Below are 16,101 nucleotides of genomic sequence, written 5' to 3'. Positions count from 1 at the left end.
GCGCGGTTACGGCATCGCCAGGTGCCAGGCGCCGTTCAAGAAGCCGTCGCCGGTGACGTCGCCGGGCTTCTGGTCCTTGGCGAACGTGTAGAGAGGCTTGCCCTTGTAGGCCCACTGCTTCGAGCCGTCGTCGCGCGTGATGATGGTGTAGCCGTCGCCCGCTGCATCGCTGGCCTCGGCCTTCAGCACCGGCCAGTTCGTCGCGCATGGACCGTTGCAGGCGGACTTGCCGTCCGCGTCCTTGTCGAAGGTGTAGAGCGTCATGCCCTTGCCATCGGTGAGCACGTTGCCCTTGTCGGTCTTGCCGGTCTTGGTCGGCGGTGTGGCGAAGGCGGCGGGAACGATCGCGAGCGAGAGTGCCAGCGAGAGCGCGAGGCGGATCGAGGACGTCATGATATCTCCTGTCATGCAATTGGCTTGCATGGGTAGGACGCCGCAGGCCGCGTCGTATTCCTGAGACGGCGGCAAAGATATTTTTCACTGCGCGCGCCGACGCGGCGGAATAAACTGGATCAACCGAGACGGAACGACGGAAAGACATGAGCAAGCCGCATTGGCGTCCCGCGCACGCATCCGACCTGCCCGCGATCAGCGCGATCGCGGCGCGGATTCATCCTGCTCTCCCCGAGAGCCCCGAGGTGCTCGCGGAGAAGATGCGGCTCTATCCCGACGGATGCCGCGTGCTGATCACGGGCGACGAGATCGCCGGCTACGGACTTTCGCATCCCTGGAAGAAACACCGGATCCCGCCGCTCGACGGCCTGCTCGCACGATTGCCTGACGATGCGGATTGCCTCTACCTGCACGACGTCGCGGTGCTGCCCGATTTTCGCGGCGGTGTCGTGCGCTCCTATGTTGCCGAGATCGAGCAGCTGGCGCGCGCGGCAGGCATCGCAACGCTCGCACTGGTCTCGGTCTACGCCACGCGGCCGCTGTGGCAACGTCTCGGCTTTCGGCCCGTCACGGCGGACGCGGCACTGCGCGCAAAGCTGGCCTCCTATGGCGAAGGCGCGACGTACATGCTGCGCGACCTTACCGCGGCGTAATGTCCCTCCCGGCCGGCTCACGCGGGCGTGAAGCCGCACGCTCGAACCGTGTCGGATCAAGCTCCGTCGAAGGGATGTGCGAGCCGTTCCGGTCTCGCCGAACCGAGGCTGGAGAAGATCCATGAAGCTCACTTTGTCGAAGATTGCTTTGATTACATGTGTTGCGGCGAGCGCGTTCGCCGCGACCAGCGCCAACGCGGCGCCACACCGAATCGATGGTTGCCAGTTCGGCTTCTTCGAAAGCTGTGGCATCGTTGCGGAGTCGACGACCCCGGGCCGCGCACGCCGCCCCGTCGCGCGCCTCGCCAACGATACCTCGCCGACCTACATGAAGCAGACTGATCCGCGCTACAGCTCGTCGATGCGCGATGCCGGCGGCGGCGGAGGTGGTGGCGGCGGAGGCGGTGGTGGTGGTGGCGGCGGCCGCTGAACTCACACCTGACTTTTCAGATGATGCCGCCGGTGCAACCCGGCGGCATCATTGTCGTCTGCGCTGAACGGCGCCGGTTCAGCCGCGATGCTTTTTCTTCTTCGGCTTCTTTCCAGGCGCGCCCTTCGCGGGCCACGCCGTGACCGACGGCTCTGCGTGACCCGGCTTGTTCTTGTGCTTCTTCTTGCCGAAAGACGGAGCATCGCCGAATTTCGGCCCGCGCTCGCCTTGAGGCTTGCCGCGTGGCTTGAATTCACTCTTGTCGCGCGGACGATCGTCGCGACGTTCACGATGATCGCTGTCGCGGCTCTCGCGCGTGTGTGACCGCTCCTCCGCAGGCGCCTGCTGCTGCGAGCCCTCCCCCAGCCGTTCGATGCGGATGCTGTCCTCCTTGTCCGGACGCTTGACCTTGGCCGCGAAGGATTCCGCGACCCGCTCGGAGATCTCGAACTCGGTCGTGGTGTCCATGATCTTGATGGCGCCGATGTCGCGCTTGTCGATGCCGCCGCGGCGGCAGATCATCGGCAGCAGCCAGCGCGCCTCCGCATTCTTGCGTCGTCCGATCGCGGCGCGGAACCAGACGCTCGTCTCCGACATGCCGTGCTTCGACGATACTTTTCCCGATTTCGATCGAGGTCTTCCGGCGCGATCGTCGCCGCCGTCGCCTCTATCCTGGAATTTATCGCGACCACGATCATCGCGCGGCCGGCCGCTGCGCTCGCCGGGATCGAGGATGTCTTCGGGCGACGGCAGCCGCGCGCGATAGAGCCGCGCCAGGGCGGCTGCGATATCCTCGGCCGACCGCTCGGCCAGCAGCGCCTGCGCCAACACCAGATCGTCCGCCGTCGTCTCCTCGGTGAACAACACGTCCTTCATGCGCTCATGGTCGAGCTTGCGGATTTCGTCCGCCTGCGGCGCCGTGCCCCAGTCGGCGTCGACACCTGCGAGATTGAGCAGCAGCTCCGCGCGACGCCGGCGGGCGGGCGGCACCAGCAAGACGCTTGTCCCCTTGCGTCCGGCGCGCCCGGTTCGGCCCGAGCGGTGCTGCATCACCTCGGCGTCGTTGGGCAGGTCGGCGTGAATGACGAGGTCGAGGCTCGGCAGGTCAATGCCGCGGGCGGCAACGTCGGTGGCGACGCAGACGCGGGCCCGTCCGTCGCGCAGCGACTGCAGCGCCAGGGTCCGCTCGTTCTGCGTCAATTCTCCCGACAGGGCGACGACGGAGAAGCCGCGCTCCAGGAGCGCCGCCTGCAAATGCCTGACGTGATCGCGCGTGCTGCAAAACACCAGCGCGCTCGGCGCCTCGTAGAAGCGCAGCACGTTGACGACCGCATGCTCGGCATCGGCGGGCGCGATCCGGATGGCGCGGTACTCGATATCGGCATGACCGCCTTCGTCGCCGGCGACTTCGATCCGGAACGCCTGCTGCTGATATTGCTTGGCGAGCGCGACGATGCCGCGCGGAAAGGTCGCCGAGAACAGCAGGGTGCGGCGCGTCTCCGGCGTGGTCTCGAGGATGAACTCCATGTCCTCGCGAAAGCCGAGATTGAGCATCTCGTCGGCCTCGTCGAGGACGACCGCTTTCAATTCCGAGATGTCGAGACGGCCGCGGCGCAGATGATCGCACAACCGGCCGGGCGTACCGACGACGATGTGAGCACCCGCGGCGAGCTCGCGCTGCTCGCGGCGCGGATCCATGCCGCCGACGCAGGAGACGACGCGCGTCTCCGCATGCTGGTAGATCCAGGCAAGCTCACGCTGAACCTGCATCGCGAGCTCGCGGGTCGGCGCCACGATCAAGGCGAGCGGAGCCGCCGCCCGCTCGAACCGCTCGGCATCGCCGAGCAGATCCTTGGCCATGGCGAGGCCATAAGCGAGGGTCTTGCCGGAGCCAGTCTGGGCCGAAACCAGCAGGTCGCGGCCGGCGGCTTCGTCCGCGAGCACGGCGAGCTGAACGGGGGTTGGCGAATCGTAGTTCCGCTCGGCCAAAGCGCGGGCGAGCGGCGGGGTCAGGGCCGGAAAAGACACGGGATGGAGAACCTTGGTTAATTCAGGCGCGCAAACTGTGAGCCGAGGGGCCTGAGCTGCATGCGCGGCAAACGGCCCGGCCGCACGCTGATTTGATCTGGGCGCTCTTTACGCCAAGTGCCCGGAAATCACCATGCCTATGATGCATGGCTTCGCGCAGAGAACCGCGCTTAGAGGTTGCGGAGGATTTTTACCGCCACCTCGATCGGTCAATGGATACGGTCTTGCCGCACCGGCCATCCGATACCAAATCGTTTCTCACAAGAGAACAATGGGGGAAACATGCCTGACAGCATATCGCTCGCCGACAAGCTCGCGACCTTTGAGGACCTCTGGTCCCCGCGCACTATCACGACGTTCAACGATTGCGACGTGATGGTGGTGAAGGTGAAGGGCGAGTTTACCTGGCACAAGCATGACGACACCGACGACTTCTTTCTGGTCCTGAAGGGCAATCTGGACATCGAATTGCGGGATCGCACGGTGACGCTCGGTCCGGGCGAGCTCTATGTCGTGCCCAAAGGCGTCGAACATCGCCCGGTGGCGCGCGAGGAGGTCCACCTGATGCTGATCGAGCCGACCGGCACCCCGAACACCGGCGACAAGGCGACCGCCGCGGCGCGCAAGCTTGCGTAGAGGGCAGCGCGGCGGCCTAATCCCTGGAGGCCGCCAGCCGGCTGAAGCGGCCGGCCAGCCTGGCTCTTGCGCGTGCAGCATTGTCCTTGATTGCGCGGGCCAGCGCTCGGATGGCCCGCCAGGCCTCGGTCGCCTGCAGCCACGCCTTTGCCGCGGCGTATTTTCCGTAAGCCCAGGCAAAGGCGGGAATTCGCATCAGCTTGTCGCGCGTGAGATGAAAGAGGCGCTCGACCAACACCAGCTTGAGCAACTCGCCGACAATGAAAGTCACAACGCTGCTGACGAACTGACCGGTCGCGGCGAGATAGGCCGCCACGGGCTTGACCGGCTCCAGAATGATGACGGGCACCGAGAATAAAGCGAGCGATGGATAAGGCGGTAGGCCCCTGATCCAGGCGCGCAATCGCCTGAATTCGAAATGCCGCCCGATCCAACGCGCTATTGGCCGCGCCACGGCCATGAAGACCGCATCCACCACGAAGTAGATGGCAGCCAGCACGTAAGTGACCGGTTTCAGGATTCGCTTCACGATCGCTCTCCTGGCAACTGAAAGCCGCAACCTGGACCTAAGTTTCACCTCGGCGTGAATAACTCGGCGATTTCCGGTGGAACTTTTCAGGCGACGGACACCGTGACTGGACTAGGACGTGGACTCATTAACGCGAAGCCATAGCCTGATCGAGGCGAGCTGAACGAAAGCAAGATACGGACTGAAGCAGATCGGATCGCTGCGATTGCTCTTTGGCGGGATGTTGGCCCACGCGCGCCCTTCTTCATCGCAAGTTCTCTGATCCAGTCGGCGTCATAGCCACGGTCGGCGAGTAACATTGCCCCGGATTTCAGACGAGACAGCAGTTTTCCGGCTAGTCGAACGTCGTGCGCCTCACCGGGGCTCAGCGCCAGCCGTACCGACAGACCATTGCTATCGACCACCGCATGAATTTTGCTAGTCACGCACGATTCAAATTTTGTTTTTTGACCTTAAGGCAGGCAAATCTCCGCCCACTTGGTCGTTGTCACGATGCGCGGCGATGAACATGGCGACGGCCGACCGGCAATAGGATTCGATTTCGTTGTGGTCCTCTGCTTTAGCCTGATCGAAGCGTGCAATCATCAGGAGATCGGATCCTTTGAAAAGCGCGGCGAACAAGCGGGCGGACCGGAGAGGATCGGGCACGTTCAGAACCGCCTTCGCGTGCAACTGACGCAACAGGGCCTCGATTTCGGCGATGACATGGGCGGGGCCGGATTCGAAATGGAGCTTGCTTAACGCGTTTTGACTCGTCTTGTTGGCCATGACCATGGCTTCGAGGCTGCGGACGTCTGATCTCAACAGCGTGCGAAGCAGTGATGATCCCACCGCCACGAGCTGATCTTCGACCGAACCGTCGACGCCTTCAAGAAGGGCCTGTGGTGCAAACAACTGATGGCAGCCGGCCGCCATGGCCGCGCCGAACAGCGCCTCCTTGTTCTCGAAGTGCCTGTAGATGCTGAGCTTGGATATCTTCGCTCGCTGGGCGACCTTGTCCAATGTCGTCGCTTGAAAACCCAACTCCACAAAGAGCTCGCGCGCGGCGTCGATGATGGTTTGGCCAAGCGCCTCGTTAGCGGGCCGGCCGCGCCGGCCCTGGCTGTTTTCGGTCACGGCAATTCCAGTACTTGAAAGTATCCTAATTCTTGAATTACGATACCATGAAGTATCTGAAATGTGCAAGCCAGGGGGTAAGGTGACTCCTTCGATGCAACGACGAGCCCTGCTGAAGTTGGCTGCGCTTTCCGCCATCGGCCTCGCCCGCGCTCGGGCCACCGCCAAGCCCAACTCGTCTCCCTCCATCCACAACACGGAGCCCATCACCATGGATGACGTCATCATCATCGGCGGCAGCTTTGCCGGTCTCGCCGGCGCCTTGCAGCTCGGCCGCGCCGCCGCAAGGTCACCGTTCTCGATACCGGTCTGCCACGCAACCGCTTCGCCGGCCACTCGCATGGACTGCTCGGCCACGATCACAAGCCGCCGCTGGACATCCTGGCGGAGGCGCGGCGGCAGTTGGCGCGTTATCCCGCGATCAAGCTTGTCAGTGCCCGGGCCGACAGCGTCTCCGGCGCCATCGACAATTTCTCTGTCCTTACTGGCGATGGTGAAAGCCTTGCGGCGCGCCGCCTGATCCTGAGCTATGGCATCGTGGACCAGATGCCTGATGTTCCGGGCTACGCCGAAAGCTGGGGCACGTCCATCGTGCCATGCCCCTATTGCGATGGCTTTGAAGTCGCCGGCCAGCATTGGGGCCTCGTCTGGTCCAGCCCGCAGTCGCACAATCAGGTCAGGCTGTTCCACGATTGGACTGACAAGTTGACGCTCTTCGCCGATGGTCACGACATTCCGCCCGATATCCAGGCCGATCTGGCGCGCCGCAACATACCTCTCGTCGATGGCCGGATCGTCGAGATCGCCCATCACCAGGGCCATATCGCCACCGTCAATCTCGATACCGGCCGCAATGTCGCGGTCGACATCCTGTTCGCCAATCCGCGCAACAAGCCGTCCGCAAGCCTGCATGAAGCACTGGGCCTTGCCACCGTGGCTACGCCCGCCGGCATCGTCCTCAAGGTCGACGAACGCCGTCAAACCAGCACGCCTGGCATCTACGCCGCCGGCGACCTCACCACGGTCTTCTTGCCCTCGGTCACCCAGGCATCATCGCAGGGCGCGATGGCGGGTATCTTCGCCCAGCAGTCGATGGTGGTTTGAGAGCGCAGATTGGAGATGAGCATGGCGGTCGAACCGGACAGCGCGGGTGTGCGCTTCCCTCCGCCCTTCGTCTATCTGGGAGCGCTGCTGTTGGGGCTGGCGGCGGAGCGGTTCGTCACCCAGCGCTCTTTCGGCATCGACGGGCGGTTGCTGGTCGCGACCGGCGCGCTGCTGTTCGTTGCCGGCGCGGCGATGATGCTTGCGGCGGCGGGGCTGTTCCGGCGGTTGGGCACCAACGTTCCGCCGTCGCAGCCAACGACCCTGATCGCAACGACCGGCCCTTATCGGTGGACCCGCAATCCCATGTATCTCGGAATGGCGCTTATCTATGCCGGTCTTGCGATCGGCTTCGACGGGCCGATCGCCTTCGCCTTGCTCCCGTTGGTGCTGATCGCGATCCAGACGCAGGTGATCGCCCGCGAGGAGCGCTATCTCGAAGCGAAGTTCGGCGACGACTACCGCCGCTACAAGGCCGAGGTTCGCCGCTGGCTCTGACTATTCCGCCGCTGCCGCCTGCGGGGCCGCCCGTCGGCCAGCTTTCCCAACGGATCGCCGTCGTTACCCGGAGCAGCTTTCAGTATCTGGAAAGTATCCATCCGTCTTGTAGAGCCGTCGGCTATCCAACAACAGGTGGCATCAATGGTCTACAGTCTAATTGTCGAAAAAGAGATCCGCAGGAGCTTCGATCATGTCAACAACCAGCGTTGGGATGATGCTGCAAAGGGCCTAACACCAAACGCGTATCACTGGGTTGCCGGAAATCATGCGTTGGGGGGTGAGCGACATGGAAAGCAATCGGTGAAGCAGTGGTTCGAGCGCATGGGCCGTGTTTTCCCGAAGCTTCATATAGATATTGAGCAGGTCGAGGTGACGGGTTGGCCATGGAATACCACAGTGTTCGTCAAGTGGCGGGCCAACGCGAGGCTACTTGACGGCCAAAGCTCGTATGTGAACAGGGGCGTCCACGTCTTCAAGTTGCGATGGGGCAAGGTTTATTCGATTGAGGAATATTTCGACTCGCAGGCTGCAGAACGAAGCCTCGCTATCCAAGCTCGTGCTGGTTTGGATGAAGCTGCGGCTGGCCCGATCGTGAGCTAACGCGGATCACTCGTGTGATGCCGCCATCAGCGCACGGCGCCTTATCACTAGTGGAGGCGGGCTCGCTGGAGACGATGGACTTTGGCATCGGATAGCTTCGTTAAGAACGAACCAGAACAAGGATATGTCATGGCACAGCACAATGCCGATCAGATCACCAACTGGAAGGGCCAAAGCGGGGAGCGCTGGGTCGTCCACCAGGCCCGGCTCGACGGTAGGCTGGAGGTGTTCGGCCAGGCCGCGATCACGGCGATCGACGACGCGGTGAAGATGACGTTCGAGGTCGGCCCGCTGTCGCGCGCGCTTGTTGATCAGCCCGACGACATCCGCGCCCGCGCCTCGGCCGCGGTTCGTGCCGCCTTCGCGGACTGCCCCGGCGAGCGGTCGGTGATGATCGACGGCGCGACGTAGATCGTCACGGCGCGCAATCCCGCGCAAGCTGATAGCGATTAGCAGGGGGAGACGCCCCTCGCTGGCCTTGATGGCCGCTGCGCTGGCCGGGAAGGATACCGTGGCGCAAAAAGCCGAACCGCTGCGGCCGGTTGTGGTTGCGACCGCGCATTTTGACGCCGAGACCCCGGAGCGGAGCACAGCTGCTTAATGAGTACACAGCCTAGATCTCGGCATAGATCTCCAAGAGATTGCCGTCGGGATCGCGGAAGAACAGCGTGCGATGCCCGAACGACTGGTTGGTCGGCGGCGACACCAGCGCGACGCCCTGCTGAACGAGTTCGTCGGCGCATGCATCGACCTCGGCCGCGGAGACCTTGAACGCCAGTTGCAGCGCGGCGCTGCCCGGCGGCGTCGGCGCATCGGCGGCGGTTCGTCTCGGCCGCGCCAGCGCCAGCGTGTTGCCGCCCAAGCCGTACTCGATCCAGTTCGGCGACAGCTCGCGCAGCAGCGGAAAGGCGAGGACACCCTCATAGAAGCGGCGCATCGCCGCCATGTCGCGCACGAAGATAACGGTGTAGTCGATCGCGCGGATGGCGTTGAAGGGAGAGCGCCGGGTTGGTTCGGGTGTCTGTTCGTTTGTCATCGTGGCCCTTATTCCAAATTGCGGCTCGTAGCCCGCATGAAGCAAAGCGGAATGCGGGGCCGGTGTCCCGGGATTGGGCTTCGCTCCATCCGGGCTACAGGCTCGCAGGGCTATCGCAGCAGCCGCCACCATAGCGCAGCTCGTAGAGCTGCATGCCATCTTGCCGCGCAATCGTCTCGACGCCGTGGAAACGATCGAGCGCGCCTTCGACCTCGTTGCGGTAGAGCATCCCCGCTTGTTCGAATCGGCGCGGTCCGCGGTATGGCTGCTCGACGCTCACAGCCAGCAGCGCGTGACGCAGGAATTTGTAGATCGCGAGGAAAGTCTCCCGATCCCTGATCTCCGCACCGGCGCCACCACCGTAGCTCATCGACCAGATGACGCGGTCGTCCTTCGACACCGTCTCCTGCCCGACGAAAAATCCCATGCCGAAATAGATATCGCGATAGGCGTAAGACGACGCGCGATGCTCGAGCTGCTTGGAGCCGGCGAGCAACGGCGCGGCCACCGTCGCGTCGTCGTCGAGGCCGGCATAGGTGCGCCGCTTGGCCTCGACCAGGAACGCCGCGAGATCGTGCGGGACCGATGGCATCGTCTAGTCCACCAGCTCCGGCCACGGCACGATGGTCGACTTCACCGTCTTCATCGCCATGGCGTCCTTCACCGCCTGCGCGACGCCTTCCTCCGTGAATGGATAGATCGTCTGCATCTTCAGCCAGGGATATTTGCCCGCGGTGCGATAGAGCATGTCGACGCCGAGCGGCAGATCGTTGCCGGTGAAGCCCCAGGAGCCCAGCACGTTGAGATCCTTGGTGCAGATGCGGTGCCAGGAGGTCTCGATCGAGCCGGCATCGGTGAACTGGCCCATCTCGACATAGGTGCCGCCGTCACGCAGCATCTCGATGCCTTCCGGGCCGGCGGTGGGATGCCCCGAGCAATCCATCACCAGATCAGCGCCGAAGCCGCCGACGATTTCGCGCACACGCGCGATGCGCTCCTGCGGCGATCTGATCTCCTCGATGTTGACGGTCGCCTCCGCGCCGAATTCGCGGGCCAGCTTGAGCCGCGGCTCCTCCGGCGCGCCGACGCAGATGACGCGCCCCGCCCCCATCTCCCTTGCGGCCGCGACCGCGAGAATGCCGATCGGCCCCGAGCCCTGGATTACCACCGTGTCGCCCCAGGAAAAACCACCGGCGCGGCTGGCGCGGTTGAAGGCGCGGATGCAGGAGGTCAGCGGCTCCGAGAGCGCACCTAAGCGCAGCGACATGTCGTCGGGCAATTTGTAGATCTTGGTGCCCGGCAGCATCTCGAGATCGACGTAGACATATTCGGCCCAGCCGCCCCACATGTGCGGCGCCTTGTCGAAGCCGAGATAGCGGCCGTAATAGACCGGCGTCAGGCATTTGTTGGCGGTTTGCGGATAATGGATGCAGTAATAGCAATGGCCGCAGGGCATCAGCGGCGGGATCATCACCTTTGATCCGACCTTGAGCGGCTTGCTCATGAAGTCCTCTGTAAACTCCTCGCCGCACTCGACGATGATTCCACCGAGCTCGTGGCCGAGCGTGAACGGCCAGGGCAGCGGCTTCGGCCAATGTCCCTTGAGGATATGCAGATCGGTGCCGCAGACCCCGCAGGCGCCCACCTTGATCAGCGCAGCCTTGCGGCCGACCTTCGGCCACGGCACGGTGCGGATGACTGGCTCTGAGCCCGGCCCTGCATGGGTGCAGACGCGAATGGATTGCATGGCTGTTTCCTCGATGCCCGTCTGTTATGATTGATGGGTGCGGGCTGAGGCAAAGCTATGTGAGATGTACGCGCGTGCCAAGATGCAGGAATTCGTAGCCCGCATGAGCGAAGCGACATGCGGGATCAGCGGCCCCGGATATCGCTCCGCTAATCCGGGCTACGGCAGCTGCCACACACTCTACCGTCATCCTGAGGTGCGAAACGTGCGGCGCGTAGCGTCGCACGGGGAGCCTCGAAGGATGGGCTACGGGTTGCGGTCCATCCTTCGAGGCTCACCTTGCGATGCGGACGCATCGCAAGGTGAGCTCCTCAGGATGACGGCGGAGTTCGTGGTGGCAGTGCATGGCAGATGCCCACACACCCAATTGTCTTGAGCCCTCACCCTCGACCGTGTAAGGCGCCGATAGTCCCACCCAGGTGCCCCCTTGAACCCCCTTCCCCAAAATCCCGTGGCTGCGTCCGGCTCGTTCGCGGCGATGAAGTCGGTGCCGTACCGGCTCCAGTTCGGCTCTTACGTGCTGGCGATGATGGCCGACAACATCGAGCATGTGATCAGCTATTGGGTGGTGTTCCAGAAATTCCATTCGCCGGCGCTGGCGGGTTTTGCGGTGCTGTCGCACTGGCTGCCGTTCCTGCTGTTCTCGGTCGCGGTCGGCGGGCTTGCCGACCGGTTCGATCCGCGCCGCATCATCCAGTGCGGCATGCTGCTGTTCATCGTGGCATCGAGCGGATGGGGCTTCTTCTTCATCACCGATACGATCCAGATGTGGCACGCGATGCTGCTGCTGGTGATCCATGGCTGCGCCGGCGTGCTCTGGCAGACGCCGAACCAGCTCTTGCTCTACGACCTCGTCGGCCCCGCCGACCTGCCGAGCGCGGTGCGGCTGAACGCGATGGCGCGCTATCTCGGCATCCTGGTCGGGCCTGCCGTGGGCGGAATCATCATGCTGACGCTGGGCACCTCGCACGGCATCATCTTCAACACGCTGTTCTATCTGCCGATGCTGCTCTGGCTGTTCTGGGCGCCGGCGCGCGACAGCAGCGTGGCGGTGCGGCGCTTTGCCGTGCGCGGCCTTGCCGACATCGTGCTGACCATCCGCGCCATCGGCACCCAGCCGACCCTGACGGCGATGACCTGGCTCGCCGGCCTCACCTCCTTCATGATCGGCAACGCCTATCACGCCCAGATGCCGGGCTTTGCCGGCGATCTCGGCCATGGCGATCCCGGCGTCTCCTACAGCGTGCTGCTCGCGGCGGATGCGGCCGGCGCGGTGCTCGCCGCTATCGCGCTGGAGTCTTGGGGACGATTGAAAGGCACGCCGCGCACCGCGATCCTGCTGGCGATGCTCTGGAGCGCGGCGCTGCTCGGCTTCGCCACGGTGCGGATCTATCCGGTTGCGATCGTGCTGCTGTTCTGCGCCGGCTTCTTCGAGCTGTCGTTCAACACCATGGCGCAGGCCCTGGTGCAGGTGAATGCCCCGCACGACATTCGCGGCCGCGTCGTCGGTCTTTATAATATGGCGGGGCTCGGGATGCGGGCGTTCAGCGGCATCACGGTCGGGCTAGCAGGCGCGGCGATCGGCATTCACTGGTCGCTCGGGCTGTCCGCCGCGGTGCTGCTGGCGCTGCTGGTCCTGCTGCAGCGGCGGGCGACGAGGCCGGCTTGAGCACCCCTCCGGGTGTGGCTTTTCGAACGCAACGTGTCTGTCCGTTTCCGCCGCACCCAATCCTAACGCGGCATTAACCCTATGCACCTTAGGGTCGTCCCGGACTCCGCCCGGGCGGGGGGTCGGGTGTTGAAAATGGCGTTGGCGAACAAAAAATTTCTTCCTGCCGCCGAAGAGCGTCGGCGTTTCCAGCGGGTGAAGGTGCACCTGCTCGGCCGCTACATGCTGCCGGACCGCCGCGAATTCCCCTGCCAGGTGATCAACATGTCGCCGGGCGGCCTCGCGCTGCTCGCCCCCGGCATCGGCAATGTCGGCGACCGCGTCGTCGCCTATCTCGACCATATCGGCCGTGTCGAGGGCAAGATCACCCGCATCATCGACAACGGCTTCGCCATGACGATCGGGGCGACGCCCCGAAAGCGCGACAAGCTCGCCGCGCAGCTGACCTGGCTCGCCAACCGCGACATCCTCAATCTGCCGGAGGACCGTCGCCACGACCGTATCGTGCCGCGCAACCCGATCGCGGTGCTGACGCTCGAGGACGGCACCAAGATGACCTGCCGCATCATCGACCTTTCCTTGTCCGGTGCTGCCATCGCCGCGGAGAACCGGCCGCCGCTGAAATCGACCGTCATGCTCGGCCGGGTCCAGGGCCGCGTGGTCCGAAACCTCGAAGACGGCTTCGCGCTGGAGTTCGTCCACGCGCAGCCGATCGAGACACTCGAAGAGAGCGTTACCGCGCGGTAAAGCGCTAGGACGCCAAAACCCCTGTATTTCCAGCCCCGAAGGCGGCTTCCGCAATGCGGACGCCGCCTTTTTCGCGCGTGATCATGGGCCTCGCGCCGGTTAACGCGCGGCCCGTTTGCACGTTGAAATGGCGGTTCCGCCAGCGTTTCCGCGTTAATCGATAAAACTTGAATCAATTGCAGTTGTTTCAAATTTTATGAGAATTCGATTCAAGTATAGATCGAATTCGCCGCGCCTTTTACTTGTATTCGTCTCGACTTGACTTGACTGACTTAGCGGCAACTCAAAAGCTCCGTGCGAAATGTGGTCCCAACAAGAAACGGGGGCCGCAATGTTTGACTTCAAGGGACAGGGGAAAGGGCTGGCGCTGGCTGCCATGCTCTTCGGGATCAGCGCGGCAGCGCAGGCCGGCGAAGGCCGTCTGCTCTACGCGAGCCTCGGTGACACCACGCGTGCGCCGATCGGCTGGGTCGAGTTCTGCGCGGACAATACCGCTCAGTGCCAGGGCACGCCGGCACAGCCGCGCGACATCGTGATGTCGCAGGCCGCATGGCGCGACCTCGTCAAGGTCAATCGCTGGGTCAACGAGACCGTCAAGCCTTTGACCGACCAGGAGCACTGGGGCGTGATCGAGAAATGGTCGCTGCCGACCGACGGTTACGGCGACTGCGAAGACTACGTGTTGTTGAAGCGCAAGATGCTGATCGATGCCGGATGGCCGCGCCAGGCCCTGCTGATCACCGTCGTGCGCGACAAGAAGGGCGAAGGACACGCGGTGCTGACGGTGAAGACCGACAAGGGCGAGTTCGTTCTCGACAATCAGAACGAGAACGTCGTTGCCTGGACGGAAACCGGCTACCGCTTCGTCAAGCGCCAGTCGCAGAGCGATCCCAACGTCTGGGTCTCGCTGGGCGATACCAAGCCGGCGGTCTCCACCGCCAGCGCCAGAGATTAAGAACGAGACAAGGAGTTACGCGACCCGGTCACATCCCCACCCCTCCCCGTCCCAGACCGGTTCGCGCGCGGCCAGCCATCCCCCAATGGCTGGCCGCAACTTTTTGGGGTTCTGCGATCAGCCCTGTGAGGACCAAGGCACGCGCGCGGCGGTGAAATCGCGCCAGGTGCCTTGCAAGGCGGGCTTGACGCCGATCGATGCACGCGCCTGCCAGCCGGCGATCGCGGCGGCGGCGATGGCGCTGTCGGGCTCGGCACCGAGCCCGTCGAGCAGCGAAGCCGTGACCGCCATGTCGTTGAAGGCGCCGAGCTCCTCCTGCAAACCGGCGAGCCTGCGGGCAAACTTCCTCGCGGACTTGCGATCGGCAAACAGCGGCAGCAGAAACTCGCTGAGATAGCGCAGCCGTTTGGTCGCGAGCCGCACCCGGTGCAGCTCCTCCATCGTGAGCGACTTGAAGCGGCGGCCGCGCTTGAGCACCTTGGCGTACTGCTCCGACAGAATGCGCTGCGCGAAGTTGACGGCGGGCTCGGCGAGCCGGCCGAGATCTTCGGCGGCGACGTCGTTGCGCCAGCCACGCGTCTCGATCCAGTTGCCGAGGCCGATCAGGAACATGGCGCAGCGGCGATCGTCGAGCGCGTGATGGGCCTTGCGATAGGCCTCGGACTGGCGTTCGGCCGCAGCCCGGCCGAGCGCATCGAAGCCGGCGATTGAAGGGCAAGCCTTCGCGATCGTCGGCAAGGTCTCGCGCTGGAACACGTCCCAGTCGCGTGCGGCGGACAGGTCCTGCGCCAGCCAGCGCGCCTCCGAGCGCAGTGCGTCGAGATTGCTGAGCGCGCCGACCGAGCGCATCAGGTCGAGCGCCGATCGAATCCGGCGCAGCGAGACACGCAGCTGATGCACGCCCTCCGGATTGCGCCCGTCCTCGGCCGCCGGCAGCGACTGAAGCAGATGGAGGAAGCACGAGCGCAGGATCGTCGCGAAGGCTTCGTCGAGCGTCACCGAAGGATCGAGGCGAAGTTTTCGCGGGCGTCGTGCCGAGGGCGGCGCGCCCGCGGCAAGATCGAAGCCACGCGCCGACTTGCTGCGGATGGACGGCTTCACCGCGCCGTGCTCCGCCAGCCGCAACGCGACCTCGTAGATCGTGCTCGCACTGCCGCTCTTGAGCTCCAGCTCGATCTCGCTCACCGGCAGCGATCGATCGCTCGCCGTGAGCACGCCCTGGTCGAAGGCGATCTCGACCGTGCCGGACGGCAGGTCGATCATCCGCGCGTGGCGATGGACGTCGGCGGTGAAGATAGCTTCGAGCGGCTGTGCTCCGAGATGGCTGCGAAGCTTCTCCGGAATGAACGGCATCGCCAGAGCGAGATCGGGCGCAAGCGAGGCCACGCTCGCCTCCCACTCGCCGCGGCGCAGCGGATCATCCGCTGTGTCGGTCTTCACGGTCTGCACGAAGCGCGCGCCGCTCTGGCGAACGCGCAGGCTCAGGCCGTTGCGCCGAAGCATCCGATCGGGCGTATCATAGTAGACGGATTTGAGGTGTTTTCGCGAGCCCTTGTTGCGCGCATTCGCCGCGATGACCGGCGCGGCGTTGAAATGCGCCATGCGATCGGCATCGACGACCAGCTTGAGCTCGATCTCGCCGGGGTGCGCGACAAGGCTCGACCGAGTTGGTTCCGGAGCAGGCGGGGCATCTTGCGATGGCGTCTGATCACTCACAGCGCCCTCGACGATCGCAGGTTCCGCGCCGGGCTCGGCCGGTTCAATCTGCCTGAGAAAGCCGGCGACGACTTGCGTCCTCTTGTTGTCCTTCAGGACAGGATTTCCGTCCGGCGCACTCGAGGTTTTGCGAGCCGGTGTTGGGTCTGATTTCAGCATTTACGATGACATGACAGTTTAATGACAGAGCGACAGCATATAGCCCGTCAGTCCGGCAAGGAATAGTCACGTTAGTCGCGCTGCC

16 protein-coding genes and 3 pseudogenes are annotated in these 16,101 nt (G+C 64.1%); 10 read left to right on the top strand and 9 right to left on the bottom strand.

The window, feature by feature from the left end:
• Window positions 1-6 precede the first annotated feature (6 nt).
• Window positions 7-393, bottom strand: a complete 387-nt coding sequence (locus GGD66_RS21850) for a hypothetical protein (protein WP_183258984.1) — start codon at window positions 391-393, stop codon at window positions 7-9.
• A gap of 146 nt (window positions 394-539) precedes the next feature.
• Between GGD66_RS21850 and GGD66_RS21845 the strand changes: the two genes are divergently transcribed.
• Both GGD66_RS21845 and GGD66_RS21840 read left to right on the top strand, forming a co-directional pair.
• A complete protein-coding gene (locus GGD66_RS21845) occupies window positions 540-1,046 on the top strand; it encodes a GNAT family N-acetyltransferase (protein WP_183258983.1) in 507 nt (168 codons plus the stop codon).
• A gap of 121 nt (window positions 1,047-1,167) precedes the next feature.
• A complete protein-coding gene (locus GGD66_RS21840; protein ID WP_183258982.1) occupies window positions 1,168-1,476 on the top strand; it encodes a hypothetical protein in 309 nt (102 codons plus the stop codon).
• A 78-nt stretch (window positions 1,477-1,554) separates the two neighbouring features.
• On the opposite strand, the gene GGD66_RS21835 is transcribed toward GGD66_RS21840, so the two are convergent.
• Window positions 1,555-3,504 carry a DEAD/DEAH box helicase gene (locus GGD66_RS21835; protein WP_179734328.1) on the bottom strand — a complete coding sequence of 650 codons (1,950 nt, stop codon included), beginning with the start codon at window positions 3,502-3,504 and terminating at the stop codon, window positions 1,555-1,557.
• 282 nt (window positions 3,505-3,786) lie between these two features.
• On the opposite strand from GGD66_RS21835, the gene GGD66_RS21830 reads away from it, so the two are divergent.
• Entirely contained in the window at window positions 3,787-4,140 is a 354-nt protein-coding gene (locus tag GGD66_RS21830; RefSeq protein WP_179734326.1) for a cupin domain-containing protein, read from the top strand.
• Between the two features lie 16 nt (window positions 4,141-4,156).
• Here GGD66_RS21830 and GGD66_RS21825 read toward each other — a convergent pair whose 3' ends face one another.
• The 3 genes and pseudogenes from GGD66_RS21825 to GGD66_RS21815 all read right to left on the bottom strand — a co-directional run bounded on the left by GGD66_RS21825 (window position 4,157) and on the right by GGD66_RS21815 (window position 5,785).
• The gene (locus GGD66_RS21825) at window positions 4,157-4,669 is read right to left on the bottom strand and encodes a hypothetical protein (RefSeq protein WP_183258981.1); all 513 of its coding nucleotides are present in this window, start codon (window positions 4,667-4,669) and stop codon (window positions 4,157-4,159) included.
• A 111-nt stretch (window positions 4,670-4,780) separates the two neighbouring features.
• Window positions 4,781-5,094 (bottom strand): annotated as a pseudogene (locus tag GGD66_RS21820) (transposase); the annotation flags it as partial.
• Between the two features lie 7 nt (window positions 5,095-5,101).
• Entirely contained in the window at window positions 5,102-5,785 is a 684-nt protein-coding gene (locus GGD66_RS21815; protein ID WP_183258980.1) for a TetR/AcrR family transcriptional regulator, read from the bottom strand.
• Between the two features lie 211 nt (window positions 5,786-5,996).
• Here GGD66_RS21815 and GGD66_RS21810 point away from each other — a divergent pair.
• From GGD66_RS21810 to GGD66_RS21795, 4 genes and pseudogenes are all read left to right on the top strand, one after another.
• Window positions 5,997-6,889, top strand: a pseudogene (locus tag GGD66_RS21810) (NAD(P)/FAD-dependent oxidoreductase).
• Between the two features lie 21 nt (window positions 6,890-6,910).
• A complete protein-coding gene (locus tag GGD66_RS21805) occupies window positions 6,911-7,384 on the top strand; it encodes an isoprenylcysteine carboxylmethyltransferase family protein (protein WP_183258979.1) in 474 nt (157 codons plus the stop codon).
• 144 nt (window positions 7,385-7,528) lie between these two features.
• Window positions 7,529-7,987 carry a nuclear transport factor 2 family protein gene (locus GGD66_RS21800; protein WP_183258978.1) on the top strand — a complete coding sequence of 153 codons (459 nt, stop codon included), beginning with the start codon at window positions 7,529-7,531 and terminating at the stop codon, window positions 7,985-7,987.
• A gap of 249 nt (window positions 7,988-8,236) precedes the next feature.
• Window positions 8,237-8,398: pseudogene (locus GGD66_RS21795) on the top strand (SAM-dependent methyltransferase); the annotation flags it as partial.
• A 202-nt stretch (window positions 8,399-8,600) separates the two neighbouring features.
• Here the strand turns inward: GGD66_RS21795 and GGD66_RS21790 are convergent.
• From GGD66_RS21790 to GGD66_RS21780, 3 genes are all read right to left on the bottom strand, one after another.
• Window positions 8,601-9,023: a VOC family protein gene (locus GGD66_RS21790; protein ID WP_183258977.1), complete on the bottom strand. Its 423-nt coding sequence runs from the start codon at window positions 9,021-9,023 to the stop codon at window positions 8,601-8,603.
• Between the two features lie 94 nt (window positions 9,024-9,117).
• Entirely contained in the window at window positions 9,118-9,615 is a 498-nt protein-coding gene (locus GGD66_RS21785) for a DUF5680 domain-containing protein (RefSeq protein ID WP_183258976.1), read from the bottom strand.
• A gap of 3 nt (window positions 9,616-9,618) precedes the next feature.
• Window positions 9,619-10,770 (bottom strand): zinc-binding dehydrogenase, encoded by a 1,152-nt coding sequence (locus GGD66_RS21780; protein ID WP_183258975.1) that lies wholly within the window; start codon window positions 10,768-10,770, stop codon window positions 9,619-9,621.
• Window positions 10,771-11,248: 478 nt separating this feature from the next.
• Here GGD66_RS21780 and GGD66_RS21775 point away from each other — a divergent pair, with 478 nt between their 5' ends.
• The 3 genes from GGD66_RS21775 to GGD66_RS21765 all read left to right on the top strand — a co-directional run bounded on the left by GGD66_RS21775 (window position 11,249) and on the right by GGD66_RS21765 (window position 14,141).
• The gene (locus tag GGD66_RS21775; protein WP_183259148.1) at window positions 11,249-12,439 is read left to right on the top strand and encodes an MFS transporter; all 1,191 of its coding nucleotides are present in this window, start codon (window positions 11,249-11,251) and stop codon (window positions 12,437-12,439) included.
• Between the two features lie 135 nt (window positions 12,440-12,574).
• A complete protein-coding gene (locus tag GGD66_RS21770; protein WP_026202686.1) occupies window positions 12,575-13,186 on the top strand; it encodes a PilZ domain-containing protein in 612 nt (203 codons plus the stop codon).
• Window positions 13,187-13,517: 331 nt separating this feature from the next.
• On the top strand, window positions 13,518-14,141 hold the full coding sequence (locus GGD66_RS21765) for a transglutaminase-like cysteine peptidase (RefSeq protein ID WP_177237231.1): 624 nt from the start codon (window positions 13,518-13,520) through the stop codon (window positions 14,139-14,141).
• 117 nt (window positions 14,142-14,258) lie between these two features.
• Here GGD66_RS21765 and GGD66_RS21760 read toward each other — a convergent pair whose 3' ends face one another.
• Window positions 14,259-16,016, bottom strand: a complete 1,758-nt coding sequence (locus GGD66_RS21760; protein WP_183258974.1) for a CYTH and CHAD domain-containing protein — start codon at window positions 16,014-16,016, stop codon at window positions 14,259-14,261.
• Window positions 16,017-16,101: the final 85 nt, after the last annotated feature.

The sequence above is a fragment of the Bradyrhizobium sp. CIR48 genome (genome assembly GCF_014198315.1).
Classification (GTDB): domain Bacteria; phylum Pseudomonadota; class Alphaproteobacteria; order Rhizobiales; family Xanthobacteraceae; genus Bradyrhizobium.
Note: the sequence above shows the minus strand (reverse complement) of the source record. Positions and strands in the feature narration are given on the sequence as shown.

Bases quoted from the DNA above. Each gene is read 5' to 3' on its own strand.
- GGD66_RS21850 (WP_183258984.1), bottom strand. From the start codon at position 393: ATGACGTCCTCGATCCGCCTCGCGCTCTCGCTGGCACTCTCGCTCGCG.
- GGD66_RS21805 (WP_183258979.1), top strand. From the start codon at position 6,911: ATGGCGGTCGAACCGGACAGCGCGGGTGTGCGCTTCCCTCCGCCCTTC.
- GGD66_RS21800 (WP_183258978.1), top strand. From the start codon at position 7,529: ATGGTCTACAGTCTAATTGTCGAAAAAGAGATCCGCAGGAGCTTCGAT.
- GGD66_RS21760 (WP_183258974.1), bottom strand. From the start codon at position 16,016: ATGCTGAAATCAGACCCAACACCGGCTCGCAAAACCTCGAGTGCGCCG.
- GGD66_RS21780 (WP_183258975.1), bottom strand. From the start codon at position 10,770: ATGCAATCCATTCGCGTCTGCACCCATGCAGGGCCGGGCTCAGAGCCA.
- GGD66_RS21770 (WP_026202686.1), top strand. From the start codon at position 12,575: ATGGCGTTGGCGAACAAAAAATTTCTTCCTGCCGCCGAAGAGCGTCGG.
- GGD66_RS21785 (WP_183258976.1), bottom strand. From the start codon at position 9,615: ATGCCATCGGTCCCGCACGATCTCGCGGCGTTCCTGGTCGAGGCCAAG.
- GGD66_RS21790 (WP_183258977.1), bottom strand. From the start codon at position 9,023: ATGACAAACGAACAGACACCCGAACCAACCCGGCGCTCTCCCTTCAAC.
- GGD66_RS21775 (WP_183259148.1), top strand. From the start codon at position 11,249: ATGAAGTCGGTGCCGTACCGGCTCCAGTTCGGCTCTTACGTGCTGGCG.
- GGD66_RS21765 (WP_177237231.1), top strand. From the start codon at position 13,518: ATGTTTGACTTCAAGGGACAGGGGAAAGGGCTGGCGCTGGCTGCCATG.
- GGD66_RS21840 (WP_183258982.1), top strand. From the start codon at position 1,168: ATGAAGCTCACTTTGTCGAAGATTGCTTTGATTACATGTGTTGCGGCG.
- GGD66_RS21830 (WP_179734326.1), top strand. From the start codon at position 3,787: ATGCCTGACAGCATATCGCTCGCCGACAAGCTCGCGACCTTTGAGGAC.
- GGD66_RS21845 (WP_183258983.1), top strand. From the start codon at position 540: ATGAGCAAGCCGCATTGGCGTCCCGCGCACGCATCCGACCTGCCCGCG.